The sequence below is a fragment of the Duganella sp. Root1480D1 genome, assembly GCF_001427305.1.
Taxonomy (GTDB): Bacteria; Pseudomonadota; Gammaproteobacteria; order Burkholderiales; family Burkholderiaceae_D; genus Rugamonas.
The window spans coordinates 141,239-168,205 of sequence record NZ_LMFZ01000003.1; the positions used below are offsets into that span (position 1 = coordinate 141,239).

A 26,967-nucleotide genomic window follows, 5' to 3' on the forward strand; every position below is an offset into this window, starting at 1 on the left:
GTGACTCCTAAACAGAAAGATACAAAAAATAGAACAGCAATGATAATCATTCTCATTTATAATTTCAATTACTTTATTGCTGACATATAAAAAATGCTGACCGGTTTGCTGCGTGCGCGGCTGCGCGATATCCACCTGTATGTGTCCCTGGTGTTCGGGGCGATTTTTGTCGTGGCCGGCCTGACCGGCGTGGTAATCGCCTGGACGCATGAGCTCGATGGGGCGCTGAATCCGGGCCTGCTGCATTCGCGCGAAGCTGCCGGCCGGCCCGATGCCGCGCCTTCGCCGGCCCAGGCGCAGGCCGCCGCCGACCGCCTGGCCGCCGCGCCAGGCTATGGCAAGCCAAGCATGCTGATGCTGCCGTATGAGGCCGATGATGTGTACGTCGCCTGGTACCGCAAGCCGAACAAGGACAAGGGCAGGTTCGATACCGATATGTCGCGCCAGGTCATGCTGGATCGCTACACGCTGGACATCCTGGGCGAACGCAACTACGGCGAATTCGGCCTGTCGCGCGAACTGCTGATGCCGACGCTGTTTCATCTGCACCGTTATATGTTTGCCGGCGAGGTGGGCAAGACCGTGATCGGCATCGCCGGCTTGCTGCTGACGATCACCTCGCTGCTGGGCTTTGCGCTGTGGTGGCCTAAACACACCCTCGCCAGCATGCGCAAGGCGCTGGCAGTGCGCGGCGCCATCACTTCGCGCCAGTTCAATTACAGCTTCCACCGCTCGGCGGGCTTCTTCATGACGCCAGTGCTGGCCGTGCTGGGCTTCACTGGCCTGGCGATGAACCTGCCGGACTGGGTGCGCCCGGTGGTGGGGGCGGTGGCGACGCTGGAACACAATGGCAAAGTAGCCAATGGCCCGGCCGGGGGCCGCAAGCCGATCAGCGTGGCGGCGGCAATGGAGATCGCCCAGCAACGCGTGCCGCAAGGCCGCCTGTCGCGCGTCTCGCTCGGCTCGGCCAAGGCGCCGTATGAAATCCGCCTGCGCCAGCCCGGCGAAATTCGCGAAGGCGACGGCAGCACCCGGGTCAGCGTGGATGCATTCAGCGGCGCCGTGCTGCGCGTGCGCGATCCATTGAACGCTGCTAGCGGCGACACCTTCATGAACTGGCAGTTCCCGCTGCATACCGGCGAGGCTTTCGGGATGGCGGGCAGGGTGCTGGTGTCCTTTAGCGGACTGGCGCCGCTGGCCTTCATGATTACCGGCCTGGTGTTATGGCTGGGCCGCCGCGCGATGCACCGCAAAGCGCGTGCCGTTGCTGCAAAAGCTAGCAACAATGAAGCTAAAAAAATTGCCAAACGGTCACAAATGCATCACACTGAAAGCTGTGAAAATGTGTGAGATTTTGTGGTTGCGGCACGATGAATGCACTGAACCTGAATCCGGCGGTATTGCTGGAGATCATCAATCTTCAAACTGATATTGCCCGCCAGGGGCTGGACCTTGGCGGCGTGATGCAGCTGGTCTGCCAGCGCGCCGGTGCCCTGTGCGGCGCGACTGCCGCCGTGGTGGAACTGGCTGAAGGCAGCGAAATGGTGTACCGCGCCGCTGCCGGGGTGGCGGAAGGCGCGCTTGGCCTGCGCCTGAAGCGGGACGGCAGCCTGTCCGGCCTGTGCGTGGCGCAGGACAAGATCCTGCAATGCGACGATGCCGAAACCGATGCCCGCGTGGATCGCGCTGCTTGCCGCAAGGTAGGCTTGCGGTCGATGCTGGTGGTGCCTTTGCGCCATGAGGGCGAGACTGTCGGCGTGCTGAAAGTCGGCGCGCCGCATGTGAATGCCTTCGATGCCTACCAGGCGCAGATCCTTGGCCTGCTGTCGGAATTGATTGGCGCCGCCATCTACCACGCGGTGCAGTACGAATCGAGCGACCTGTATTACCGTGCGACGCATGACGCACTGACCAGCCTTGCCAACCGGGCGCTGTTCTATGACCGCCTGCGCCAGCAGCTGGCCCAGGCCAGCCGTGCCGCCAGCAGCGTGGCGGTGGTGAACGTCGACATGGATGGCCTGAAAGCGATCAACGACAACCTGGGCCATCGTGCCGGCGATGCAGCCATCTGCCAGGTGGCGCAACGCATTGCGCGTGAGTTGCGCCAGGAAGACCTGGCGGCCCGCCTGGGCGGCGACGAATTCGGCATCATCCTGTGCGGCGTGAGGGACCGCGACGGCGTGGGCAACAAGTGCAACAGCATCACCAATGCCATCGGCGCACCGTTCGAGTTCGAAGGGCGCGCGCTGCGGCTGGGCGCCAGCATCGGTTACGCCATCAGCCCGGAGGACGGGCAGGACATGGACAAGCTGGTCGAGCTGGCCGACCAGGCCATGTATCGCGTAAAACACGCACGCAAAGCTGTTGCAGCTTAGTATCGTTTGGAGTTGTCGCGCATAGCCTGATAGTATTGTTTGCATCTCCCCGAACAATAAGAAAGCGAGGGTGTGATGAAACGCTGCTTATGGTTGGCGGTCTTGCTGCCGCACGCTGTCATGGCGCAGGAGGCACCTGCTCCCGTGCCATCCCTGACCACCACGGTTACTTTTGCCAGCCAATACGTCTCGCGCGGGATCCGCCAGACCTGGGACAAGCCGGCGCTGCAACTGGGCGTCGACTATGTGCATCCCAGCGGCCTGGTGGCCGGCACCTGGGCGTCCAACGTCAGCGACAAGTTCGTCGAGGATGCAAAAGTCGAATGGGACTTGTACGCGGGCTACTCGGCCAGCACGGGCGATATCGGCTACAGTCTGATTCTCTACGAGTACCTGTACCCCGGCGCCAAAGTCAGCGCCACCGACACCACGTTCAACTATACCGAGCTGTCGCTGGGCCTGACCTACAAGTCGGCCTACGTCAAATATAACTACACCATCAGCCCGCATTTCTTCGGTATCACGCACGGACGCGGCACGCGCTACCTCGACATCGGCCTGAACCAGGACCTGGGCAATGGCTACACGCTCAACCTGCATGCCGGCGACGCGCGGGTCGGCGGGGCCGGCAACGATATCTGGGACTGGCGCGATGCCAAGGCCGGCGTCACCAAGACGCTGGAAGGGGGCTGGTCGGTCGCGGCTGCCGTGACGCGCGGCTGGGGCGCCACCAATGTGTATCGCGACTACACCAACGGGGTAGCGGACGCCAATGGCCAACTGGCTTTTTCAAATACGGAAAAGGCCACCTTTGTGCTGACGGTTGCCAAGACTTTCTGAGGAGCGCCGCATGTTGTCGAACCTCTCGCTGAATGCCAAGATCAATGTCACGGCCACAACGCTGGTGGTGCTCAGCCTGGCCATTACCGCAGCGGTGACCGGCTTTGAAAGCAGCCGCACGGCCGAACGCGATGCCATGAACCTGGCGCGTACCCAGGCTGCAGCGGCGGCCTCGGCGCTGCAATCGCGCATCGGCCGCAACCTGGCATCGGTCATCCAGCTTGGTGCGACGCAGCGCGCCACGCGCGGCGGCAACCTGCCGCTGTCGCGCGAACAGACCGGGGAAATTACCAAGACCGTGGTACTGGGGTCGGAAGACCTGATCGGCGGTGCGGTCACCTGGGAGCCCAATGCACTGGACAACAAGGATGCCGAGTACGCCAACAAGCAGCCGGAGTTCGATGCCAGCGGGCGCTACATGCCTTATTACACCAAGGCTGCCGGCGGCGGCACCAATGTCGAGCCTATCGTGTTCGATCCGAAACCGGGCGCCAACGACTGGTACGACATTCCCAAGCGCACCGGCAAGGTGTTCTTTACCGAGCCATATTCCTATCCGGTCAACGGCAAGGACGTGCTGATGGCATCGCTGGTGGCGCCGATCATGATTGGCGGTGAATTCCGCGGCACGGCCAGCGCCGACTTCATGCTGACGCGCCTCGGTGAAATCCTCAAGGGCTTGAAATCGATCGAAGGCGGACGGCTTTCGCTGGTGTCCAACGGCGGCCTGTATGCCAGCAGTCCCAGTGAAGCCTTGATCGGCAAGCCTGCCAGCGATATCCCCAAGGAAGGTCTGGAAGCCATCCGCACCGGCCAGCCTTACGAGTACACCGACAAAACCGACATGGTGCACTTGCTGCAGCCATTGACCCTGCATCCGGATATCGCGCCATGGGCGGTGAAAATGAGCTTCCCGCATGCGGTGGCGGTTGCGCCTGCGCGCGAGCTGATGAAATACACCTTGCTGGTATCGCTGGTGTGCGCGGTGGCGATGGGACTGATCCTGGTGACCGTGCTGTTCCGCCTGATGCGGCCGGTGCGCGAGCTGGCCGATGCAATGAGCGGCCTGGCCAGCGGCGATGCGGACCTGGGCGCGCGGCTGGATGTGCGCGGCAAGGATGAACTGGCGATCATCGGCAGCGGCTTCAATTCGTTCGTAGGCAAGATCCATTCTGTCCTGGCGCGGGTGCGCGAATCGTCCGAGAGCGTGGCCACCGCCAGCACCGAAATCCGGCAGGGCAATACCGACCTCTCGTCGCGTACCGAGCAGCAGGCCAGTGCGCTGGAAGAGACGGCTGCCACCATGGAGCAATTGACCAGCACGGTGCGCCAGAACGCCGACAATGCGCGCCAGGCCAACCAGCTTGCGGCGCAGGCGTCGGAAGTGGCCGCGCGCGGCGGGCAGGTGGTATCGCAGGTGGTCGATACCATGGCCTCGATCAATAATTCCTCGCGCAAGGTGGTGGACATCATTTCGGTCATCGACGGCATCGCCTTCCAGACCAATATCCTGGCCCTGAATGCAGCGGTGGAAGCGGCGCGCGCCGGCGAGCAGGGCCGCGGCTTTGCCGTGGTCGCAAGCGAAGTGCGCAATCTTGCGCAGCGCAGCGCAGCGGCGGCCAAAGAGATCAAGGAATTGATCGGCAGCTCGGTGGGCGAAGTTGAAGCGGGCAGTGCGCTGGTGGCGCAGGCCGGCACCACGATGGACGAGGTGGTGGCCAGCGTGCGCCGCGTGAGCGATATCGTCAACGAAATCAGTGCCGCCAGTGGTGAGCAGAGCAATGGCATTGGCCAGGTCAACCAGGCCATCAGCCAGATGGACGGGGTAACGCAGCAAAACGCTGCGCTGGTCGAGCAGGCTGCCGCGGCAGCAGAAAGCTTGCAGCAGCAGGCGGCAACGCTGGTGGCACTGGTCGGCGAATTCCGCATGGAGCAAGCTGTGCGCGCTCCAACCAGGGTGAGTGCTAGTCTGGCCCTTTCCGAAAGGAGGCCATCATGACCCAGCAACAGTACCAGAGCTGTATTGAAGCCTGCAATGATTGCGCTGCCGCCTGCGACCACTGCGCAGCCAGTTGCCTGCAGGAGCAGGACGTGGCCAGCCTGGCCCATTGCATCGCCAGCGATATCGATTGCGCCCAGGTATGCCGCGTATGCGTCGGCCTGATGCAGCGCGGCAGCAAGCTGTCGTCAAGCCTGTGCGAGGCTTGCGCCGATATTTGCGATGCCTGTGCCGATGAGTGCGAACAGCATGCGCATGAACATTGCAAGGAGTGCGCAATCGCCTGCCGCCGCTGCGCCAGCGAGTGCCGCAGCATGGCTGGCATGGCGCAATCTCAAGTGCGGGCGGCAGTAATTCCTCCGCGCCACTAATCAGAAACGGCTGGAAGGCCAGTTCCTCTTTTCGCCCTTGTCGGCTTTGGCCGGTGCGGCGAACTCGCGCACCGACAGCATGCGTTCGGCGCCGACCGTGTTGACGGCAAAGCCATTGCGGCCGGCCGCTTTGACGCAGTAGAGCGCCTGGTCCGCGGCCAGCATCACCTTGTCGACGTCGGCCGGCAGTTCGGTGGTCAGGGCGATGCCGATGCTGGCGGTGACATTCAGGGGGCGGCCGTTGATGTCGAACGGTTCCTGCATTGCCGCGACGATCTTCTGGCCCAGCAGGTTGATGTCGTGGCCGGCTTCCAGGTGTTCGAACACGATCACGAATTCGTCGCCGGCGATGCGCGCCACGGTATCTGTGCTGCGCACGGCGTTGCGCATGCGGTCGGCAAACTGCACCAGCACGGCGTCGCCGGCCTGGTGGCCGAAGTTGTCGTTGATCCCTTTGAAGTAATCGATGTCCAGCACGGCCAGGCCGATCTGCTGGCCGGCGCGAATGGCGCGCTTCAGCGCCTGCGGGAAGAATTCATCGAACATGCGGCGGTTGTGGGCGCCAGTCAGCGGGTCGGTGGTGGCCAGGCGCTGCAGGTTGCGTTCGGCCATCTGCTGCTGGCGGGCGACCTGGTAGAAGGCGCGGCTCAGGTGGCCGAATTCATCGGGATTGCCCGAGTTGAATTGTTCGATATCGATATTGCCGCGGCCGAAGGCGCGCACCTGGCCATACAAGCGGTACAGCGGTGCCAGCAAGGCACGCAGCAAGAGCCAGATTGCCAGGCCGGCCACCAGGGCCACGATCGAAGCGGCAAGCAGGGCGCGCCAGCGCAGGCTGGCCATGGAGGCGAAGGCATCGCGGACAGGGAAGGAGACTGCCAGCGTCCAGTCGGCCTTCTGCAAGCGCTTATGCGCCAGTAGCACCGGTTTGCCGTCGTCAATGGCGTCGTCGCGCCAGCCATCCGCACTGGCCAGCACCGAGGCGCCCAGCGTGCCGGGGCCGGCACCCGGGGTCAGCACGCGATTCTGGTCGGGGTGGTAGAGCACGGTGCCGTCGGCGGTCAGGATGAACAGGTAGCCCTCGGCCTTGCCGCGCAGGGCGTTCAACTGGCCGGCAAACGCCGGCCGCTGCAAGTCGATGGTGCCGACCAGGATGTAGTCGATGAGGCCATCGCGGCCGAATACGGGTTGGGTGATCGCCAGCACCGGGCGGCCGGATAGCACGCTGCGGAACGGGGCCGAAACAATGCCTTCCTGGGCCGCGACGGTATCGCGGAAGTATTGCCGGTTTTTGCTGTTGAGCTTGCCGATCATGCGCCGGTCCTGCAGGTTGGCCAGCAGCTTGCCGTCCGGATCATAGGCGGTGACATTGAAGAATTCATCGCGCAAGGCCCCGCGCAGTTCGAGCTGGGCCTGGATTTTCGATGGCGCCATCGGCTCGGCCTGCATGCTTTCGGCCAGCACGCGTAAGACTTGCTGTTTGGAAGTGATGTCGCGGTCAAGATAGGCTGCTGCGCTCGACAGCATGGACATTTCCTGCGCCGCAATGACCTTGCGCATTTCCTGCTCGGCCACCAGCAGGGAGACGCCGGCAATCAGGGCAGTGGCGAACATGACCATCAGCACCAGCAGGGCTGTAATCTTGAACTTGAAGGTATGAAGTTTGGGAATTTGGCGCACAACCATCTCCTGAAAGGGAGAATGCCAGGCGAGGGTTTGGCCAGGGGGAAACGTTGCGCGAGTGTAAGGCGCAGGCGAAGTATAAATCAAGGCCGCGCGACTAGCTACAGCCGCGTGCCCATCGTTGTCGCGAGGCAACTCAGCAATAGCAGTTTGAAAGTCGGGGTCAGCTCCGGCAATCGGACAAAATGTCCGATTGCCGGAGCTGACCCCGACTTTCATATGTTAACATCGCGGCCTCGACAGAATGGCCGGAGATCCCTGTGCAGCATCCGATTCGCTTCTATACCAAACCCGCCGGCGGCCTTGGCTCGCTGCACGGCACCGCCAAAGCCTTGCGCAGCAACAGTCTGCTGCCGGCTTTGAAGGTGCTGCCGCAGTTGAACCAGCCGGGCGGGGTGGATTGCCCGGGCTGCGCCTATCCGGATTCGCCCAAGGACAAGACGGTCGATTTCTGCGAGCAGGGGGCGTGGGCGATTGCACATGAATCAACATCGCGCCGTGCCACGCCGGAATTCTTTGCGGCCAATCCGCTGGCAGCGTTGCGCACGCGCGCAGAGTGGGAACTGGAAAGTTTCGGCCGCCTGACCGCACCCATGCTGTACCACCCCGCCAGTGATACCTACCGTGAAATCGGGTGGGACGAGGCCTTCAGGCTGGCGGCCGGCGCGCTGCAGGCGCTCGATGCGCCAAGCCGCGCCGTGTTCTACGCCTCCGGGCGCAGCAGCAATGAGGCGGCATTCCCTTACCAGTTGTTTGCGCGCGCTTTCGGCACCAACAACATGCCCGACTCGTCGAACTATTGCCACGAATCGTCCGGCATGGCGCTGGGCACGACGCTGGGCGTGGGCAAGTCGACCGTGACGCGCGAGGATTTCGAGCACGCCGAGGCGATCTTCGTCTTCGGCCAGAACCCGGCCACCAACCACCCGCGCATGCTGGGCGACTTGCGCGAGGCTTCGCTGCGGGGCTGCCGCATCGCTGCCTTCAACCCGATGCTGGAGCCGGGCTTGCGCGGCTTCGCCGATCCGCAATCGCCGGTCGAGACCCTGACCGGCCGCGGCACGCGCATCGCCAGCGAGTATTTCCAGGTGCGCGTGGGCGGCGACCTGGCTGCCATCACCGGCATGTGCAAGGCGGTGCTGGAAGCGGAGGAGGCGGGCGGCAAGGTGCTGGACCGCGACTTCATTGCGCGCCATACCAGCGGCTTCGAGGACTTTGCTGCCGCCGTGCGGGCGCAGCCGTGGCAGCAGGTCGAGCACGAAAGCGGCCTGTCGCGCGAGCAGATCGAACAGGCGGCGGCGATCTACATCGCTTCCAGGGCCACCATTGCCACCTGGTGCATGGGCCTGACCCAGCACGAGTATGCGATCGAGACCATCCAGATGCTGGTCAACCTGATGCTCTTACGCGGCAACGTCGGCAAGCCGGGCGCCGGCCTGATGCCGGTGCGCGGCCATTCGAACGTGCAGGGCGACCGCACCGTCGGCGTAACCAACCGGCCCAAGAAGGAATGGCTGGAAGGGCTGCAACGCGTGTTCGGTTTCACGCCGCCGGCCGAACATGGGCTCGACGCGGTAGCGGCCATCAAGGGCATCATGGATGGTTCGGTGCATGCCTTCCTTGGCCTGGGCGGCAACTTCGCCGTGGCCGGCCCGGATTCGCCGCGCGTGCTGCATGCGATGGAAGGCCTGCAATTGACCGTGCATATCGCCACCAAGCTGAATCGCACCCACCTGCATCCGGGCCGGGTCGGCCTGCTGCTGCCTTGCCTGAGCCGCACCGAACGCGATGAGCAGGAAGGCGGCCGCCAGTTCGTCAGCGTGGAAGACACGGCCAGCATGGTGCACGCGTCGACCGGGCGCGGCGACCCGGCCAGCGCCAAGTTGCGCTCGGAGCCGCATATCGTGACCGAGCTGGCGCGCCATACGCTGGCCGCAGGCGCCGCGCTGCCAGGCATCGACTGGCAGGCCATGGGCCGCGACTACAGCGTGACGCGTGCGTTGATCGAACAGGTTGCAAAGACTGCCGTGGCAGGCTTCGAAAAATACAATGACCGCATCGCGCAGCCGCGCGGCTTCCACCTGCCGAACAGTGCCCGCAACCGCGACTGGAAGACGGCCAGCGGCAAGGCGCAATTCACCGCCATCGCACTGCCGCAGGACAGCATCATGGGCCGCGCCCGCGCTGCCTTTGGCGACGAAGTGCTGTGCCTGGCCACCGTGCGTGCGCACCGGCAGTACAACACCACGGTGTATCGCGACACCACCGGTGAGGTCGACCGCTACCGCGGCGTGCACCATACGCGCAAGGTGCTGTTCATCGCTGCCGCGACGATGGCGCGCCTGGGCCTGCGCGACGGCCAACTGGTCGACGTGCATGCCGCCGCGCCGGACGGCATCGCCCGCAAGTGCAGCGGCTACCAGCTGGTGCAGTACGACGTACCGGAGGGCGATGTGTTCGGTTATTTCCCTGAACTGACGCCATTGATCTCGCCGGCGCTGGTGGCGCGCGGCTCGGCCACGCCGGCTTTCAAGGAAGTGCCGGTGCTGCTCAAGCCCGCGGAATAATCGGTTCTTCGTGGTGCATCGGCGCATCCAGCGGGATCGTGATGCGGAAGGTGGTGCCCACGCCCGGCATGCTGTCGACGTGGATCTTGCCGCCCAGGATGGTGGTGACGATGTTGTGCACGATGTTCAGGCCCAGTCCTGAACTGCCTTCGCTCATGCGGGTGGTGAAGAAGGGATCGAAGATCCGGTTGAGGTGGCCAGACGCGATGCCGGCGCCATCGTCGCTGATGATGATCTCGGCGTGGTCGCCGGAAGGAACCGGCACCGTGATCGACAAGCGGCCATGGTCCCGATTGCCGAAGCCGTGCGTGATGGCGTTGTTCACCAGCGCCGCCAGCACCTGGCCAAGCGGGCCGGGGTAGCTGTCCATCGCCACCAGCGTTGCCACGTCCACGGTGACCTCGTAGGGCGTCTTGCGCAGCACGGGCGACAGGGTATTCATGTTTTCCTGGATGACGGCGCCCAGGTCGAACCTGCGCCGCTGCGAGCTGGCGCGGTCCACCGCGACCTGCTTGAAGCTTGAAACCAGGCTGGCCGAACGTTCGATATTGCGCGTCAGGAGCAGGCCTATGCCGTCGGCTTCCTCGAGGAATTGCTGCATGTCGGAGCGGCGCAAGCCGCCTTCGAAACGCTGGCCCAGCGCGTGGATCTTGTCGTGCATTGTGCTGGCGGCGACCAGGCTGTTGCCGATCGGGGTATTGAGTTCGTGTGCAATGCCGGCCACCATTGAGCCGAGTGCTGCCAGGCGTTCACTGCGCGCCAGTTCATCCTGAGCATGGCGGGCGGCCTCGGTGCGTTCGGCGACGCGCCGTTCCAGCGACTCGTTGAGGACGGCCAGTTCTTCATACAGTACGGCCCGTTCCGACAGCCCGGCCAGGATGTTTTCCCGCATTTCGTTGATCTTGTTGGCCAGCAGATCCAGCTCCGTATTGCCGCCATGCTGCAGTTCCAGCGGCTTGCTGCCCAGGTTGTCGATATTCAGGTGGCCCACATAGTCGCTCAGTTGCTGCAGCGGCTTGCCCAGCCAATGGCGAACCACCAGCACGAAGATGAACCACAGCGCCAGGGTTTTGATTACCGAGTTCACCAGGATCAGGAAAAAGCCGTATTCGACCTGGCCGAGGATGATGCGGCGGTTGGAATAGACGGTCCATTTGCCGATTTCCTGCGGGGTACCGTTTTCGAGCTGGTAGGTAATGGGGAATTCGCGACTGAAGATCTGGCCGAACAAGCCGTCGTCGCCCAGCGGCGGAGTCAGGCGGCCGTCGGGCTGGGCGTGCATATGCTTGCCCTGTTGATCGAGCACGGTGCCGACGGCCCTGACCAGCTTGCCCTGGTCGTCCACCACCTTGATGCCGACCACGATCGGCAGCTCTTTCATGCCGGCCAGGATGCCGCGCATGATGTCATCGTTAAAGCGCCACATGGCGTCGGCGATGCCGGGGCCGAAGGTGTGCTGCATGGCTTCGATCTCGCTTTCGACGCGGCTGCGGGTGTGTTTGTATTCTGCCGTGAGCTGGATGACGGTTACCACGACCGTGACGATGAAGTAGCAGCCAAAGATGATGCGTAGCAGGCGGGCGGCAATCGAGCGGGTCATTTGAACCACCGGTCTTCGATCTGCTTGTAGCGCGGCGAATTGAGCAGCTTGTCGTAACCCTCGTTGAATTTGCCCAGCATCTCGCGGCTGTCAGGTGCAGACTTGCTGAAGGCGATGAACAGGTCTGGCGTAGCGACCGTCCCCACCAGCGTAAAACGGCCGGCAAATTCATCGGGCTTGCTGCGGAACAGGGCGCGGGCGATGCGTTCTTCAGCCGCCATGTATTCGATGCGATCGGCCATCAGCATGCGGAAGCCGTATTCGTTCTTGTCCACCACCCGGCGCCGGATCTGCGTATTGACGTCGAATTCCTCGCCGTATTCATAGTCGCGCTGCACGCCGACAGTGTGCCCCTCCAGGTCTTTGGTGCGCAGCCCGCGCTGGCGCGAGCCCGAGCGCGCGTAAATATTCATGCGGGTTGAAAACAGCGGCATGCGCGGCCACAGGTAAAAGGGCCTGATCAGGCTGTTCGGGACCGCGTCAAAGCATGCCGTCAATTGGCCGGCACGCGTTTCAGCCATGCAGCGGGAATAGGGAAGGGCCCTGAATTCGGCGCGCACACCTGCAAGGGCAAAGGCTTCGCGTACCACGTCGACGGCAAAACCCTGGGGATGCTGCTGGGGCGCCGACGAATATGGCGCCCAATCATCTTCCGCTCCGATGACCACCGTGGGGCCGGCGCATGCGTGCGATACGGTAAGCAGTACCGCAAGAATTGTTAAAAGAAGCACACGGCACATGTTGAGTGACACCGTAGGGAAAGCGGGCTGCATTGAGGCAAGTATAAACTTTGCGTTCGCTAGCGTTTAACTATTTGGCGCGCCTGTTGTAGCCGAACCATAGAACCCGGCCGACCTGCAGTGGAATTTCTAATGTTTCAGGTTTATTGCAAAAATGTAATACAGATCAAGGAAATTTAATTGTACAATGTGAAATTTTTCACCGATAGAAAAGTTTTAAGTTTGCCGTGTCGACAGTTGTTTCCTATTTCCAGGCCCGCCTCGGGGCCGAGTTCCTCATCGCCGGTTCAGCCTTGTCGCTGGTCTTGACTGAAGTCCAGCCAACGGCCAATCCATGCGCGTTTGCGCTGACTTTCCAGGGTCCTGCCACGCCGGAACTGGAGCAGCAAACCATCATCCTGGAACGTAACGGCGATGACGCTATTGCAATTTTCATCGTCCCTGCAGGCTGCAACAGCGCCGGGATGCTGTACCACGCCGTATTTAACAATTAACCCTCAACAGGAGACCATATGGCAGAGCCATACTTGGCCGAGATCAAGCTCGTCTCGTTTAATTTCCCGCCGAAAGGTTGGGCTTTTTGCAATGGGCAGCAGTTGCCGATCAATCAGAACCAGGCCTTGTTCTCCTTGCTGGGAACCACCTACGGCGGGAATGGACAAACCACGTTTGCGCTGCCGGACCTGCGCGGCCGCGTCCCGGCCCATGCCGGCATCGGCATCATCCAGGGCCAGGCCGGTGGCGCGTTCGAGCACACCTTGTCCCAGGCTGAAATGCCAGGCCACAGCCACCGCCTGAACGCCAGCACGGCAGTCGCAACGACCAATGACCCGAACGGCGCACTACTGGCGCGCAAGGGCCGGCTGACCGCGGATGTCTTCAATGGCTCGCCAAACGTGGGCCTGGTGTCGACGCAGGTCTCCAGCATCGGCGGTTCGCAGCCGCACGAGAATACCCAACCCTACCTGGCGCTGAATTTCATCATTGCGCTGCAGGGCATTTTCCCTAGCCAGAATTGAGTGGAGCCAACCATGTCTGATCCTTATATTGGCGAAATCCGCATGTTTGGCGGTAACTTCGCGCCGGCCGGATGGGCTTTTTGCGATGGCCAACTGCTGCCCATTTCCGAATACGACACCCTGTTTACACTGATCGGCACCACCTATGGCGGCGACGGGCAGTCGACTTTCGCGCTTCCTGATATGCGCAGCCGTGTGCCGCTGCATTGCGGCAGCCTGCAAGGCCGCAGCTTCACCATCGGCGAAATGGGTGGGGCAGAGAGCGTCACGCTGACTTCGCAGCAAATCCCGAGCCATACCCACACCATTATCGGCAGCACCGAACGCGGTAGTGGCGCCTTCACCAACCTGACCGGTTATCCGGCAGCGACGGTGAGCGCCGGCACGGCGCTGTACGGCACCTCCGACAATAATGTGCAGCCGATGGCGGCAGGGGCCATCACAGCGGCGGGCGGGTCGCAACCGCACGACAACATGGCGCCTTACCTCGGCGTCAATTTCATCATTTCGCTGTTCGGCATATTCCCGCAGCAGGCTTGAGGACCTTTCGATGAGTTCACCATTTGTTGCGGAAATCCGCATGTTTGCATGCAACTTCGCGCCGACCGGCTGGGCCACCTGCGATGGGCAGCTGCTGCCGATCTCGCAGAACACGGCGCTGTTTTCCCTGCTCGGCACCACTTATGGCGGCGATGGCAAATCGACCTTTGCCTTGCCCGACCTGAACGGACGCACGCCGCTGCACCCGGGGCAAGGGGCTGGCCTGTCGCTGCGCGACCTGGGTGAGCAGGGCGGCAGCGACACCGTCAGCCTGCTCGAATCGGAAATGCCGGTGCATTCCCATAACCTGCAAGCGACTACCGTCACCGCCAACCAGCTGGCGCCAGGCGCCTCGAGCGGCTTTGCCAAGTCCGGTTCGATGAACCAGATCTACAGCAAGACCACCGCCGGCATGTCGCCAATGCGGCCTGAAGTATTGGCCGTAGCAGGCAGCGGCCAGCCGCATAACAACCGCCAGCCATACCTGGGCATGTTGTTCTGCATCGCGCTGCAGGGTGTTTTCCCCCCGCGTTCGTGATGAAGGTCACCCTGCGCAGTGAGGCTGCGCTGGACCGCGCCTTCCTGCGCGCGCTGTTCGGCGAAGTCCGTGTGCGCGAACTAAGGCTGGCCGGCATGGATCAAGGCCTGCTGCAGCCACTGCTTGACATGCAGTTCGAGGCGCAGCGGCAGTCGTACCGGCAAGCCTATCCGTTGGCGCGCTTCGACATCATCGAAGTCGACGGCCTTCCTGCCGGGCGGCGCATCGTGGCGCAAGCGGGGGATGCCCTGCATCTGGTCGACCTCGCATTGATGCCGGCATGGTGCGGGAATGGCATCGGTAGCGCGCAACTGCGCGGCCTGCAGCGGGAAGCAGCCGGCGCAGGCATGCCGCTGCGCTTACATGTAGCACTGAATAATCGGGCCGAGGCGCTATATCGCCGCCTCGGCTTCAAAGAAACTGGGGTGTCCGGCATGCGCCGGGCCATGGAATGGGAGAACGACAATGAATGATCGAGTAACTTCGCGACGCACCTTGCTGAAAGCAGGTGGCGGTTCCTTGCTGGCGGCGGGCCTGGGCCTGCGCACGCCGGCGGCGCTTGCCGATGAAACCGGCAACCGCTTTGGCTGGAGCCGTGCCGCTGCCGAACGCCTGGTGGGCCAGGTCTTCTGGCTGAACCACCCGGAGCATCGCGCTTTGCAAATCAAGCTGGAACGGGTGCAAGCCTCCAAACTCGCACCTGATGGCGCGGCAGCAAAACAATTCACGCTGGTGTTTTCGGCCGCTGCGCAGCCGGCCATCCAGGCCGGCAGCTACGAAATCGAAAATGAAGCCATGGGCCGCCAGTTGGTGTTCCTTCAGCCAGGCGCCCGCCAGGGTGCGCTGATCACGCTACGCGCCGACTTCAACCTGCACGTTTAAGGAAACACAATGCACAAACACGCCTCCGCCAACCGTTTTTATCGCCTCGTCTGGAGCACGGTGCATCGCTGCTGGGTGGCCGTTGCCGAGGGCACGCGCAGCCACGGCAAGGGTGGCGTGCGCCGCCGCGCCGCCGCCGTGCTGGCGGGCAGCCTGGCCATGGCGGGAGCGGCTGCAGCCGGCGCGCCGCCAGTCAACGCGCTGCCAACCGGCATGCAGTTGGTGGCAGGCCAGGCTGGCGTGAATGTGCAAGGCGGCAGCATGACGGTCAGTCAGGCCACGCAGCAGGCCATCATGAACTGGCAGGGTTTCGATATCGGCGCCAATGCGCAGGTGCGTTTCAACCAGCCGGATGCGTCGGCGGTGGCGCTGAACCGGGTGGTGGGCGGGGAGGCAAGCGCCATCTTCGGCAAGCTGTCGTCCAACGGCAAGGTATTTCTGGTCAATCCGCAAGGGGTGCTGTTTGGCACCAGTGCGCAGGTGGATGTGGGCGGATTGGTCGCATCGAGCCTTGGCATCACCGACCAGTCTTTCCTGTCCGGCAGCTATCGTTTCAGCGGCAGCGGTGCCGGCGCGGTACGCAATGAGGGCCGCATCAATGCTGCTGGCGGCGTCGTGGCGCTGCTGGCGCCAACCGTATCGAACCAGGGCAGCATTTCGGCGCAAGGCGGCAGCGTGGCACTGGCGGCCGGCAGTGCGGTCGGCATGGACTTGCGCGGCGACGGCTTGATCATGCTGCGTGTGGAACAGGGCGCGCTCGATGCGCTGGCCGAGAACAAGGGCCTGCTGCAGGCCGATAGCGGACAGGTTCTGCTGACGGCCAAGGCGGCCGATGCGCTGGCGCGTTCCACCGTCAATAACGCTGGGGTTGTGCAAGCGCGGGGACTGGTGGCCGATGGCGGCACGATCCGGCTGGTGGGCGACGGGCTGGTGCAGGCAGGCCAGCTTGACGCTTCATCCAGCAAGGGCCGGGGCGGCAGCGTCAGGATCGCGGGCGGCTTCGTTGCGCTCGATGGCGCGGTGCGCGCGGACGGCGTGCGCGGCGGCAGCGTGGACGTGGGAGCGGCCGGCGACCTGTCCGCTGCTGCGGCGCTGTCGGCAGCCGGCACGGCAGGCAAGGGCGGCAGCATCAAGCTGGTCTCCGGTGCCGGCCTGGCGGAGAATACCTCGGCTTCCACCAATGTGAGCGGCGCCACCGACGGCGGCGCTGTATCGCTGCAAGCCGGCGGCAGCCTGCTGTCTTCCGGCCGGCACGATGCGCACGGCGCGGCGGGGATGGGCGGGCGGGTCGACATCAGCGGCGCCGACGTGCGCCTGATGGCCGCGAACGTCGATGCTTCCGGAGCTACCCAGGGTGGCCTGGTACGCGTGGGCGGGGCTTTCCAGGGCGGTGCACAGCGCGCCGATGCGCCGGACGCAGACCGCTTCGCTGCACGCTGGGGCGTCATGGCCAATATCGCCAATGCCGATGCCACCTTCATCAACGACAGCACCACGCTGGACGTCTCGGCGCGCGGCGCAGCAGGACAAGGCGGTACTGCTGTCGTGTGGTCGCAGCAGCAAACCACCATGCTGGGCGCGGTCAAGGCCACTGGTGCCGCACGTGGCGGAGCGGTCGAGATCTCCTCGCACGAGGATTTGCGGCATGTGGGCCTGGAACGGCTGGACATCGGCGCCGGCGGCCGCCTGTTGCTGGACCCTAAGAATATCGTGATCGGCAGCTTCGCCAACCAGTGGACGTATGACGCTGTCATCGGCAAAGGCTTCAGCGGCGGCAAGAACCGCGACGTGGCCAGCCTGAAGGAAGGCGACTGGTTCGGCTACGGCGTAGCGCTGACTTCCGACGGCAAGGGCCTTGCGGTCGGCGCGCCGCTCGACGACGGCGTTGCCGGCGCCGCCGATGCCAATTACGGCGCCGTGCGCCTGTTTACGTTCAGCGACGGCCAGTTCAACGGCGGTGCGCTGGTCGGCACCATCGGTCATGGCTACACCGGCGGCAACAACTTCAATATGTCGGCCCAGTTGACGGGCGGCGACGCATTCGGCAGTTCCGTCGCATTGAGCAGGACCGGCGACGTGCTGGCCGTCGGCGCGCTTGGCAGCGACTACGCCGGCAAGGTGTACACCTTCGGCTTTGGCACCGGCTTCACTGCACCGGCATTGACCCAGACGATTGCCAGCAGCGCCGGCGGATCGAATGGCTTCGGCGTCGCGGTGGCCCTGAATGGTGACGGCGACAAGCTGGCAGTGGGCGCATTGTTCGACAGCAGTGTCGAACTGTTCACCAAATCGAATGGCAGCTTCTCAAGCCTGGCCACCCTGAACGGTACCGCAGACACCCAGTTTGGCAGCGCCGTGGCGCTCAATGACGCCGGCACGCAACTGGCGGTCGGGGCTCCGGCCGAGAACAACAGCAAAGGCATGGTCTACCTGTACTCCACGCCGTTCACTTCGCTGGCCGGCCAGGGCTCGATCGGCCAGGGCGGCAGCAAGCTCAATATCAACCTGAATGACGGCGAGTTGTTCGGTTCGTCGCTGGCGATGAACGATGCCGGGACGCGCCTGGCAATCGGTTCGCCAACGAACGGCGGACTTGACAGCGCGGGCACCGGCCCTGGCGCGGTGCGTATCATCGACTATACCGGCACCTTCTCGGCGCCTGCGGTAACGGCGGTGATCGGCCGCGATTACACCCAGGGCGCAAACGCCAGCCTAGACATCAACGACTATGGCAATTTCGGCTTTGCCGTAGCCATGAACGGCGCCGGTGACAGCCTGGCGGTAGCCCAGCCTTTCGCCGATTCGGCCGATGGCAGCACGTTCCAGACCGGAGCGGTCAGCTTGTTCCGCCTGCTGCCGGCCCCCGCAGCCGCTTCCTTGTCGTTCGGCCAGTCCTATCCGCAAGCGAACGTCAACGCCTCGGTGGACGCGCAGAAGCTGGCCGCCGCCCTGGCTGCGGGCACCAGCATTACGCTGCAAGCCAATAACGACATCACCTGGCAGGCCGGCAACGCCATCAACGCTGCCGGCACCGGCGACCTGTCGCTGCAGGCCGGCCGCAGTGTCGAGCTGAACTCGAACATCGCCATGGGCGGCAAGCTGAGCGTCACCGCCAATGCCGGCACCGGCGCCGGCGTGGTGAGCGCCTATCGCAGTGCCGGCAACGCGGCCATCACGGTTGCCAACGGTACTGCCATCAATGCCGGCGACGTCAGCCTGACCATCGATACCGGTGCCGGCCAGGCGGAATCCGCCAGCGGCGATATCGCCATCGCAGGCGCAGTCAGCGCCAAGACGATCACCATCATCAACAAGGGCCCAACGGCCGGAAGCGACGTCGTGATCAACACCGGCGGCAGCCTGGCTGGTTCGGGCGGCGGCGGTGCAGCCACGGTCGTTGTGGCCTCAGCGGGCGCCAATGGCGGCACCTTTACCAACAATGCCGGCAGCAATGCGCTGCGGGGCGGGGCCAACGGCTATTACCATGTGTATGCGGATGCGCCGGCCAATGCCCTGGAAGGGATGAGCGGCTACAACAAGCATTACAACCAGTCGTACACCGGAGCGTCTCCTGCGTACACCGCCGCGGGCGGCAACTGGTTCATGTACAAGCTGGCGCCGACACTGACCGTCACCGCGCAGAACGCCAGCAAGGTCTACGACGGCACAGGATCGCTGCCGGCGTTCAGCTATAACGTCACCGGCTATATCGATGGCGATGCGGGCGGCATCTCCGGCTCGGCCGCCGCGACGGAATTCACCAGGAACGTCGGGACCTATAGCCTGAACAAGGGCAGCCTGCTCAGCGACCTGGGCTACAACATCAGTTTCGCCACCGGCAAAACCCTGACCGTCACGCCGAAAGCGCTGACCGTCACCGCGACGGGTATCGACAAGGTGTACGACGGCCTGGCAAGCGCGAGCGTGACGCTGGGCGACGACCGGGTCAGTGGCGACCAGTTGACCGCGAGCGCAACGTCGAGCACTTTCGCCAACAAGAATGCCGGCAATGGCAAGGCGGTCACCGTGAGCGGCATTGCGCTGTCTGGGACCGATGCGGCGAACTATTCGCTGGTGTCGTCAATGGCGGCGACTACTGCGAACATCAGCCAGCGCACGCTCAATGTGAGCGCGACGGCCTCCAACAAGGTTTATGACGGTTCGCTCAGTGCCAGCGCAACCCTCGGCGACGACCGTGTGGCCGGCGATACGCTGACGGTCAGCCAGGCCGGCGCCACGTTTGCAGTCAAGGACGTGGGCGTCGCCAGGACGGTGCAGGTGACCGGGCTTTCCCTGTCGGGCACCGATGCGGCCAACTATGCGCTCGGAGCCACTACGGCTTCGACTGCAGCCGATATCACCCAGCGCCTGCTGACGGTAGGCGTGAACGCAGCGGACAAGGTCTACGATGGCGCACTGGCTGCGACGGTCGGCTATACGGACAATCGCGTAAGCGGCGACGTGTTGACGATTTCGAGCAGCGCCGCGTTCGCAGACAAGAACGTCGGTAGCGCGAAATCGGTCACGGCAACGGGCCTGGCTCTGTCAGGTGCCGACGCGGGCAATTATTCGCTGGCTTCGACCACTGCCGGTACCACGGCGTCGATCACGGCGCGCACGCTGACTGTGACGGCAAGCGGCAACGACAAGGTGTACGACCGCTCCCAGGCGGCAACAGTGAGTCTCAGCGATGACCGCGTGGCGGGTGATGTGCTGTCGGTCAGCGGCAGTGCATCCTTCAGCGACCGGAATGCCGGCATCGCCAAGGATGTCAGCGTAACCGGAATCGCCATCACGGGAGCCGATTCAGGCAATTACGTGCTGTCGTCGACCCAGGCTGCCACCAAGGCAGATATCGGCAAGCGAGCGCTGACGGTGACCATGACCGGAGGGAATAAGACCTATGACGGCACGACCAATGCGACGGTCGGCCTGGCAAGCGATGTGCTGGGCGGCGACAGCCTGTCGCTGGGTAGCGCCAGTGCCAGCTTTACCAGCAAGGATGCCGGCAACGGCAAGACGGTGAACGTCAGCGGCATTTCCATCGTTGGCGGCACGGACGCGGACAATTACGCGCTGGCCTCCAGCACCATCAGCGGAACGGCCGATATTGCGGCACGCACGCTGGTGGTGACTGCGACCGGGGGCAACCGGGTTTATGACGGTAGCCGCAATGCCGTTGTGACCCTGGGCGATGACCGCGTCAATGGCGATGCGCTGTCGGTCAGCGGCAATGCCTCGTTCGCCGACAAGAACGTGGGCACTGCCAAGGATATCAGCGTGACGGCAGTTTCGCTGTCCGGCGCCGATGCGGGCAACTACGTACTGTCGGCCAACCCGGTTACCACCAAGGCCGACATCAGCGCACGCACCTTGAATGCCACGGCGACCGGCGCGGACAAGGTGTATGACCGCGGCACCACGGCATCCGTGACGCTTGGCGATGACCGTGTCGCCGGAGACGTCCTGTCGCTTGCCTTTGGCGCCGCAAACTTCACCGACAAGAATGCCGGCATTGGCAAGACGATCAATGTCAGCGGCATCTCCGCAACGGGAACGGATTCCGGCAATTATGTGCTGGCATCGACCAATGCGACTGCCAGCGGCAACATCACGCCGCGCACGCTGGTGGTCGGCGCACAGGCTTCCAGCAAGGTGTATGACGGTGGCCTGTCCGCCAGCGCGAGCTATACCGACGACCGACTGGCTGGCGACCAGTTGTCGGTCAGCGGTAATGCCAGCTTCGCCGACAAGAACGTGGGCAACGGCAAGACCGTGACTGCCAACGGACTGGCGCTGTCCGGTACTGATGCCGCCAACTATGCCCTGGCGGCGAACAGTGTCGCTACGACGGCCAATATCACGCCGCGTACCCTGAACGTCAGTGTGCAAGGCAATAAGGTCTATGACGGCAGCACTGCGGTGTCGGCAAACTTTAGCGATGACCGCGTGGCGAACGACGTGCTGACCGTCAGCGGCACCAGCAATTTCAGCAACAAGAATGCCGGCAATGGCAAGGTGCTGACAGCAACCGGCCTTGCCTTGTCTGGAGGCGATGCGGGCAACTACCAACTGTCGTCGACGACGGCAGCAGGCTCGGGCTCCATTGCAGCGCGCGCGCTGACCGTCACCGTGACAGCCGCCGACAAGGTCTACGACGGCACGACCACGACCTCGGTCGTGCTGCTTGGCGACGATCGCGTCGCGGGCGACCAGCTGGCGCTGACCGGCGGCACAGGCAGCTTCCTGGACAAGAATGCGGGCCACAACAAGGCGGTCTCCTTGTCCGGCCTCGGCGTCGGCGGCGTGGATGCTGGCAACTACGATGTGTCGTTCGTTGCCAATGGCACAGCGAGCATCACCCAGCGCGCCCTGCAGGTAAGCGTCAGCGGCGTGGACAAGGGGTATGACGGCCTGGTCGCCGCAGGCGTGACTTACAGCGACGACCGCCTTGCCGGGGACCAGTTGCAAGTCAGCGGCAACGCCAGCTTCGCCGACAAGAATGTCGGCAACGGCAAGGCGGTTTCCGTTTCGGGTATCGCCCTGGCCGGCGCAGATGCGGGCAATTACGCGGTCAGCAACGGCACCGCAAGCACCACGGCATCCATTACGCCGAAGGTCCTGGCGGCTGTCGCGAATGGGGTTGTGGGCAAGGTATATGACGGCAGTACAACGGCGAACGTCGCGGCAGGCCAGGTCGGCTTGACCGGCTTCGTGGCGGGCGAAGGTGCTTCCGTAGGCGCGCTGCAAGGGCAATATAACAGCGCCAATGTCGTGGGCGCCGGCAGTGTCAAGGCCGGCCTGGATGTCGCCGCGGTGAACGCCGATGCCGGTACCGCGCTGTCGAATTATGTGCTTCCTGCGGATGTTGCGCTGGCCGGCAGCATCAGCGCGCGCCAGCTGACAATCAACGGCGTCAGCGTTGCGAACAAGACCTACGACGGCAGCACCAATGCCACCCTGTCGAATGGCGGCAGCTTGTCTGGCCTGGTCCATGGCGAAAACCTGGTGCTACAAGGCCCTGCCAGCGTGCAGTTCGATAACCGCAACGCTGGTGCCGGCAAGCAAGTCATTGTCAGCGGCTACAGCCTGGCGGACGGCAGCGGCCTGGCGTCGAATTATGCACTGGCCAGCAACAGCGTCACCGCCAGCGGCTCCATCACCCAGGCGAAGCTGCTGGTGAAGGCTGACGACCTGGCGCGCGCATACGGCGCCAGCAACCCGGCCCTGACCTGGACTGCCAGCGGTTTCGTTGGCGGCGATACCTCAGCGCTGTTAGGCGATGTGCAGGCATCCACCACTGCAGCCAGGGACTCGGTGCCCGGTACTTATGCCATCGTCGTTCAAGGCAACAGCCTTGCCAACTACACAGTCGATTACATCAACGGCGTAATGACCGTGGCGCGCGCCCCGCAGCAGTTTGAAAACGTCATAGGCAACGCCGTGAATCCGGTATTGCCAGGGCAGCAGGATGCGATGGGACGGGGTATGAACGTGTGGATGCAACTGGCAGGTGACGGCGCTCCGCTGGTCGGCGTACCTGCGGAAGTTGCGGCAGTCAATGGCGTTGCCGGCCCGGCCACCTTGAACGGGTGGGGCTGGCTGTCAGACCTGCTGCAGCGCGCGAAAGTGCGGTCCACCAACAATGCGGCTGCAGCCATGCCTCAACAAAGCATGGGTGAGACGCGTGAGTACAGCATTGGCGGCGGCAGCCGCGTAAAAGTACGCGACGGCGGTGTGAACGGCGCCGGCGCACCTAACTGACAAGAGCAGGGAATACGAAGTGCAGAAACATACCAAGAACAGCCTGGCGCTTGCCATCCTGGGCGCCCCAGCCCTCGCGTTCGCGCAGGCCTTGCCGGACGCCGGCCGCATCCTGGAGCAGAATCGCCCGCCGGCGCTGGTTCGCCAGCCGGCAGCAACCGGGAAAGTGGTGCCTGATGCGGCACCCGTGCCGGGCCTGGCACTGGAAGGCGCGCAGAAAGTGATGGTGCGCCGCTTTGCACTGCAGGGAGTGGGCGCGTTCGACCCAACTGCCTTGCAGGGCGTGCTGGCGCCATTTACCGGGCGCGAATTGACGTTCGCCGAGTTGCAGCAGGCCTGCAACGTGGTGACGGACTACTACCGTACTCGCGGCTATTTCGTGGCAAGCGCAGTGCTGCCGGCGCAGGAAATCGGCGATGGCGAAGTGACCATCCAAGTGCTGGAAGGCCGGATTTCCCAACTGCGGCTGGTGCCGGCCGGCGAGGTACGCCTGCGTCCGGAGGTGGCACGGCGCTACCTCGACGCATTGGTGCCGCAGGGCCAGCCGGTGCAGGAGGACCGCCTCGAACGTGCGCTGTTGTTGACGCAAGATTTGCCTGGCATGGGCGCCCGCGCCGAATTGAGCCAGGGGCAGGGCCTTGGCGAGTCGGAGCTGGCCGTGCAATTGAATGAAGGGCCGCTGGCCAGCGGGTCCGTGAGCCTGGACAATTCCAGCAACCGCTATACGGGCGCCACACGCCTTTCCGGCAGCCTCGCATTGAACGACCTGGGCGGGTATGGCGGCCAGTTGTCGCTGCTCGCTTCCAGCGCAGGTGACGGCTTCCGCTACGGCCGCGCAGGCTATGTCGCACCGATGGGCTTCAAGGGCCTGAAAGCCGGCGCTGCCATCTCGCGCATGCGCTACAAGCTGGGCGAGGAATTCAAGTCCCTGGACGCGCACGGCACGGCATCGGTGGCGCAATTGATCGTCACCTATCCACTGCTGCGCACCCGCAGCACCAACATCCAGCTGCGCACCGGCTACGACGATAAGCGTTACGAGAATTTTGCCAACGGGATTCAGACCAGCGACAAGCATGTGAAAGTGCTGCCGATGGCCGTAAGCTTCAGCCGCCAGGAGCCGGACGCCATGACCCAGGCCAGCCTGGAGTTGAGCCTTGGGCATCTGGACCTCGGCGGCAACGCGGCGTCGGCGGCAGCCGATGCCGCAGGTGCCCGCAGCGACGGCCGTTTCTCCCACTTGGCTTATTCGCTGGGCCGCTTCCAGCGCCTGGCCGGCAATTTCGGCCTGCTGCTGAACGCCAGCGGCCAGTTCGCGTCGCGCAACCTGGAGTCGGGCGAGAAGATTTCGCTGGGCGGCTCGGGCCGCGTGCGTGCCTATCCGGCCGGCGAAGCCACCGGCGATGAGGGGCACGTGCTGACCACGGAACTGCATTATGAATTGCAGGAGCTGCATACCGACCTGTCGGCGTTCCTGGATGTCGGCCATGTACGCCTGAACAAGGGCTTGTATGCCGGCGCCCTGGCGCAGAACGGGCCGGGCAACAGCTACACCGTCAAAGGTGCGGGCCTGGGCGCGAGCTGGCGTGGCGCAAACGGTACCGTGTTACAGGTGCAGGTGGCGCGCAAGATCGGCCACAACCCGGCGCCGGGCGCCAGGGGGGAAGATGCGGATGGCAAGTCATCCAAGGCACGCGCCTGGTTCACCGCTACCGTGCCATTTTGAAACAGTTCTGCTAGCCATTTGATAGCTCGCCGTCCCTGCCATTAAGGGCTTTCCTGCCACTGTTGCCTATTTTTCGGGCCGAACGGATACTGGAATGCTCCATAACAGGCAGGGATGGCCATGAGCAAATTTCATCATATTACGCACTACGGTGAACTCGTCATGCCGGGCACTACGGCGCGCGGCGAACTGCCGGACGACTTCACCATGAATTCCCCGGTCGGCATAGCGCGCGACCATTACGACCATGTCTGGGTGTGCGATACAGGCAACAGCCGCCTGCTGGTATTCACGGCCGACCTGAATACGCTGCTGCACGTGATCGACACGCCGGGCGAGGGTTCGGAACAGGCGCGCCGCCTGATGATGCCTTTCCACCTTTGCCCTCACCCGGAGCAGGACCTGATGTACTGCAGCGACATGGGCAACGGCCGCATCGTGGTGTTCGAATATGACGAGCACTCGGTCGATTTCCAGTTTGCCTTTGGCGACGCGGCCGATGGCATCAACGGCAAGGGCTTTGCGCCTCTGAGCGACCCGAACGGCATCACCATCGTCAAAGAGGCCAGCGGCGATCATTTTGTTTACGTGTGCGATGAATTCTTCCACACCGAAGGCGATGACCGCAGCCGCTGCGTGAAGTTCACGCCGGAAGGCAAGTTCGTGCTGCAGTTCCGTACCATCGACGATGCCAACAGCGTGCACGACCTGTTGTGGCCGCAGGGCCTGGCATCGGATTCGCACGGCAACCTGTACCTGGCCAACACGGGCCACTATGAAGTGCTGAAGATCGATACCGCCTGGCCGATCAAGAATGAGCGCGTGCAGTGTCCCGGCGAGACTTCGCTGTTGCATAGCTTCGGCAACCCGGCCGGCATCGGCAAGTTCAATGTCATGCGTTCGGTATGCGTGATCAACGACCGCATCTTCGTGCCAGGCCAGGTGGAGGATTCGATCACGGTCTACGATACCGACGGCAAGCTGCTGACGGTGGTGGAGGGCATGCTGCCGTTGTGGAACCACAAGCCGCAAGCCATGCATTCGATTTCCGACCTGGTGTACGGTTCGCTGGAAGACGCGGTGTTTGTCGGTCCTTACCAGATCTGCGCGGCGGCCGAGGCCAATGTCTACTACGTGACCGAGCCGTTCGCCTCGACGGTGCTGAAGATGCGCATCGCGCCCGACCGGGACGGCGGCGACCAGGACGCGATCCTGCTGGACGCCGTCGGCCACCGGCGCGACCACCAGGGGGCAAAGGCCGTTACCTCGCAATTCAACTGCATGACGGCGGTGATCGGCGTCGATCCCAAACGCGAGGGCAGTGGTACCTTGCCGCAGTCAAACTGGATCGATAGCTGGGCCAGCGCCACGGCCAATATCTACAAGTACTGGTACGACCAGTTGAAGCACCATGCGCGGCTCGATCCGCTGGCGGGGGCGGCCACCTCGTCCTACAACATCGATTCCGGCAACTGGTGCATGAAGACTTTCAACACCTCGGCCGATCCGATCGCCCAGTTGCAGGACATGATGCGCGGCTTCTTCATGCCGGGCGGGCTGGCGATGGCCGTGTATTACCCTTCGCAGCCGCTGCTCGGGCAAATCTGCCCCGGCACACCGCTGGTGTTTGTCACCAACTTCAACGCCTGCACGGTGTCGATGTTCCAGTTCGGGCCCGGCGGGCACTTGCTGAACTACGGCTTGCCGTTCGGGCGCGAAGGCCTGGGCGGCAATGGCACGCTGAAGGCCCCGCAGGGGCTGGAAGTCAACAGCCATGGTGAAATCTATATCGCCGACTCGCTCAACAACCGCATCTCGATGTGGCAGTTGCAGCCTTCGGGCCTGGTCTCCTTCGTCAGGAATTTCCAGTGGGTGGAGGACGGCGAACCGCTGGCCAGCTTCGCTCCCTGCGACGTGGCGATCGATGCCCAGGACCGCGTCTTTGTGTGCGACCAGTTCAACAACTGCATTCGCGTCTTCGACCGGCAGGGCAACAGCCTGTGGAGCTATGGCCGTGCGGGCTATTGCGACAATCTTGAGAAAGATGCCGACAAATTCTACCTGCCGGCCAGCCTGTGCGTGGACCAGGAGGGACACCTGATTGTCAACGATTTGGTAAACCGTGCACTGAAGATCTTCCGCATCGGCGAGGACACGCTAGAATACGTAACGGGAGAGCTTGTATTTAAAAAGTATCCCGAAGTAGGCGGCGTCTGGATGCCGTTCTTCATCTACGCGCGCGACCGGCGCGTGTACGTGCCCGACACCACTTTTAACGTCGTCAACATTTACGCCTACCAGCTTGAATGACGGGGGTGCGCCA

At 63.5% G+C, this 26,967-nt stretch carries 18 protein-coding genes; 15 read left to right on the plus strand and 3 right to left on the minus strand.

Translation table 11 applies throughout. The features are described 5' to 3' along the window. Positions 1–93 precede the first annotated feature (93 nt). From ASD58_RS05290 to ASD58_RS05310, 5 genes are all read left to right on the plus strand, one after another. Positions 94–1,350, plus strand: coding sequence for a PepSY domain-containing protein (locus ASD58_RS05290; protein ID WP_057260058.1), 1,257 nt, complete (start codon positions 94–96; stop codon positions 1,348–1,350). 20 nt (positions 1,351–1,370) lie between these two features. Beyond that, entirely contained in the window at positions 1,371–2,375 is a 1,005-nt protein-coding gene (locus ASD58_RS05295) for a sensor domain-containing diguanylate cyclase (RefSeq protein WP_057260059.1), read from the plus strand. Between the two features lie 75 nt (positions 2,376–2,450). Then, complete coding sequence (locus ASD58_RS05300; RefSeq protein ID WP_057260060.1) at positions 2,451–3,215, plus strand: TorF family putative porin; 765 nt, start codon at positions 2,451–2,453, stop codon at positions 3,213–3,215. A 10-nt stretch (positions 3,216–3,225) separates the two neighbouring features. Next, complete coding sequence (locus tag ASD58_RS05305) at positions 3,226–5,214, plus strand: methyl-accepting chemotaxis protein (protein WP_082565241.1); 1,989 nt, start codon at positions 3,226–3,228, stop codon at positions 5,212–5,214. Then, positions 5,211–5,585 (plus strand): four-helix bundle copper-binding protein, encoded by a 375-nt coding sequence (locus ASD58_RS05310; protein ID WP_057260061.1) that lies wholly within the window; start codon positions 5,211–5,213, stop codon positions 5,583–5,585. The genes ASD58_RS05305 and ASD58_RS05310 overlap by 4 nt, the downstream gene beginning before the upstream one ends. Here the strand turns inward: ASD58_RS05310 and ASD58_RS05315 are convergent, their stop codons facing one another. Then, positions 5,586–7,265: a sensor domain-containing diguanylate cyclase gene (locus tag ASD58_RS05315; protein ID WP_229209901.1), complete on the minus strand. Its 1,680-nt coding sequence runs from the start codon at positions 7,263–7,265 to the stop codon at positions 5,586–5,588. Positions 7,266–7,528: 263 nt separating this feature from the next. Here ASD58_RS05315 and ASD58_RS05320 point away from each other — a divergent pair, with 263 nt between their 5' ends. After that, positions 7,529–9,835 (plus strand): FdhF/YdeP family oxidoreductase, encoded by a 2,307-nt coding sequence (locus ASD58_RS05320; RefSeq protein ID WP_057260062.1) that lies wholly within the window; start codon positions 7,529–7,531, stop codon positions 9,833–9,835. Here ASD58_RS05320 and ASD58_RS05325 read toward each other — a convergent pair. Together ASD58_RS05325 and ASD58_RS05330 are read right to left on the minus strand one after the other, a co-directional pair. Then, positions 9,819–11,435 carry a sensor histidine kinase gene (locus ASD58_RS05325; protein ID WP_057260063.1) on the minus strand — a complete coding sequence of 539 codons (1,617 nt, stop codon included), beginning with the start codon at positions 11,433–11,435 and terminating at the stop codon, positions 9,819–9,821. The two genes, ASD58_RS05320 and ASD58_RS05325, sit on opposite strands and share 17 nt — an antisense overlap. Next, complete coding sequence (locus tag ASD58_RS05330; RefSeq protein ID WP_057260064.1) at positions 11,432–12,175, minus strand: ABC transporter substrate-binding protein; 744 nt, start codon at positions 12,173–12,175, stop codon at positions 11,432–11,434. The genes ASD58_RS05325 and ASD58_RS05330 overlap by 4 nt, the downstream gene beginning before the upstream one ends. Before the next feature lie 227 nt (positions 12,176–12,402). On the opposite strand from ASD58_RS05330, the gene ASD58_RS05335 reads away from it, so the two are divergent. The 9 genes from ASD58_RS05335 (at position 12,403) to ASD58_RS05375 (ending at position 26,954) form a co-directional block, all read left to right on the plus strand. Continuing rightward, positions 12,403–12,669, plus strand: a complete 267-nt coding sequence (locus ASD58_RS05335; protein ID WP_057260065.1) for a hypothetical protein — start codon at positions 12,403–12,405, stop codon at positions 12,667–12,669. An 18-nt stretch (positions 12,670–12,687) separates the two neighbouring features. Beyond that, on the plus strand, positions 12,688–13,194 hold the full coding sequence (locus ASD58_RS05340) for a phage tail protein (RefSeq protein ID WP_057260066.1): 507 nt from the start codon (positions 12,688–12,690) through the stop codon (positions 13,192–13,194). A 12-nt stretch (positions 13,195–13,206) separates the two neighbouring features. Further along, positions 13,207–13,734, plus strand: coding sequence for a phage tail protein (locus ASD58_RS05345; RefSeq protein WP_057260067.1), 528 nt, complete (start codon positions 13,207–13,209; stop codon positions 13,732–13,734). 10 nt (positions 13,735–13,744) lie between these two features. Next, positions 13,745–14,272, plus strand: coding sequence for a phage tail protein (locus ASD58_RS05350; RefSeq protein ID WP_057260068.1), 528 nt, complete (start codon positions 13,745–13,747; stop codon positions 14,270–14,272). After that, complete coding sequence (locus ASD58_RS05355) at positions 14,272–14,745, plus strand: N-acetyltransferase (protein ID WP_057260069.1); 474 nt, start codon at positions 14,272–14,274, stop codon at positions 14,743–14,745. The genes ASD58_RS05350 and ASD58_RS05355 overlap by 1 nt, the downstream gene beginning before the upstream one ends. Further along, entirely contained in the window at positions 14,738–15,154 is a 417-nt protein-coding gene (locus ASD58_RS05360) for a hypothetical protein (RefSeq protein ID WP_156401170.1), read from the plus strand. Before ASD58_RS05355 ends, ASD58_RS05360 begins: the two co-directional genes overlap by 8 nt. Positions 15,155–15,163: 9 nt before the next feature. Further along, positions 15,164–22,918: a YDG domain-containing protein gene (locus tag ASD58_RS05365; protein ID WP_057260071.1), complete on the plus strand. Its 7,755-nt coding sequence runs from the start codon at positions 15,164–15,166 to the stop codon at positions 22,916–22,918. Between the two features lie 19 nt (positions 22,919–22,937). Next, positions 22,938–24,644, plus strand: coding sequence for a ShlB/FhaC/HecB family hemolysin secretion/activation protein (locus ASD58_RS05370; protein ID WP_057260072.1), 1,707 nt, complete (start codon positions 22,938–22,940; stop codon positions 24,642–24,644). A gap of 120 nt (positions 24,645–24,764) precedes the next feature. Then, the gene (locus ASD58_RS05375) at positions 24,765–26,954 is read left to right on the plus strand and encodes an NHL repeat-containing protein (RefSeq protein WP_156401171.1); all 2,190 of its coding nucleotides are present in this window, start codon (positions 24,765–24,767) and stop codon (positions 26,952–26,954) included. The last annotated feature ends 13 nt before the right edge of the window (positions 26,955–26,967 follow it).

What these genes read in the sequence shown, in the direction of transcription:
- ASD58_RS05375 (WP_156401171.1), top strand. Translation starts at nt 24,765, where the DNA reads ATGAGCAAATTTCATCATATTACGCACTACGGTGAACTCGTCATGCCG.
- ASD58_RS05325 (WP_057260063.1), bottom strand. Translation starts at nt 11,435, where the DNA reads ATGACCCGCTCGATTGCCGCCCGCCTGCTACGCATCATCTTTGGCTGC.
- ASD58_RS05350 (WP_057260068.1), top strand. Translation starts at nt 13,745, where the DNA reads ATGAGTTCACCATTTGTTGCGGAAATCCGCATGTTTGCATGCAACTTC.
- ASD58_RS05305 (WP_082565241.1), top strand. Translation starts at nt 3,226, where the DNA reads ATGTTGTCGAACCTCTCGCTGAATGCCAAGATCAATGTCACGGCCACA.
- ASD58_RS05330 (WP_057260064.1), bottom strand. Translation starts at nt 12,175, where the DNA reads ATGTGCCGTGTGCTTCTTTTAACAATTCTTGCGGTACTGCTTACCGTA.
- ASD58_RS05340 (WP_057260066.1), top strand. Translation starts at nt 12,688, where the DNA reads ATGGCAGAGCCATACTTGGCCGAGATCAAGCTCGTCTCGTTTAATTTC.
- ASD58_RS05360 (WP_156401170.1), top strand. Translation starts at nt 14,738, where the DNA reads ATGAATGATCGAGTAACTTCGCGACGCACCTTGCTGAAAGCAGGTGGC.
- ASD58_RS05290 (WP_057260058.1), top strand. Translation starts at nt 94, where the DNA reads ATGCTGACCGGTTTGCTGCGTGCGCGGCTGCGCGATATCCACCTGTAT.
- ASD58_RS05355 (WP_057260069.1), top strand. Translation starts at nt 14,272, where the DNA reads ATGAAGGTCACCCTGCGCAGTGAGGCTGCGCTGGACCGCGCCTTCCTG.
- ASD58_RS05365 (WP_057260071.1), top strand. Translation starts at nt 15,164, where the DNA reads ATGCACAAACACGCCTCCGCCAACCGTTTTTATCGCCTCGTCTGGAGC.
- ASD58_RS05300 (WP_057260060.1), top strand. Translation starts at nt 2,451, where the DNA reads ATGAAACGCTGCTTATGGTTGGCGGTCTTGCTGCCGCACGCTGTCATG.
- ASD58_RS05295 (WP_057260059.1), top strand. Translation starts at nt 1,371, where the DNA reads ATGAATGCACTGAACCTGAATCCGGCGGTATTGCTGGAGATCATCAAT.
- ASD58_RS05310 (WP_057260061.1), top strand. Translation starts at nt 5,211, where the DNA reads ATGACCCAGCAACAGTACCAGAGCTGTATTGAAGCCTGCAATGATTGC.
- ASD58_RS05345 (WP_057260067.1), top strand. Translation starts at nt 13,207, where the DNA reads ATGTCTGATCCTTATATTGGCGAAATCCGCATGTTTGGCGGTAACTTC.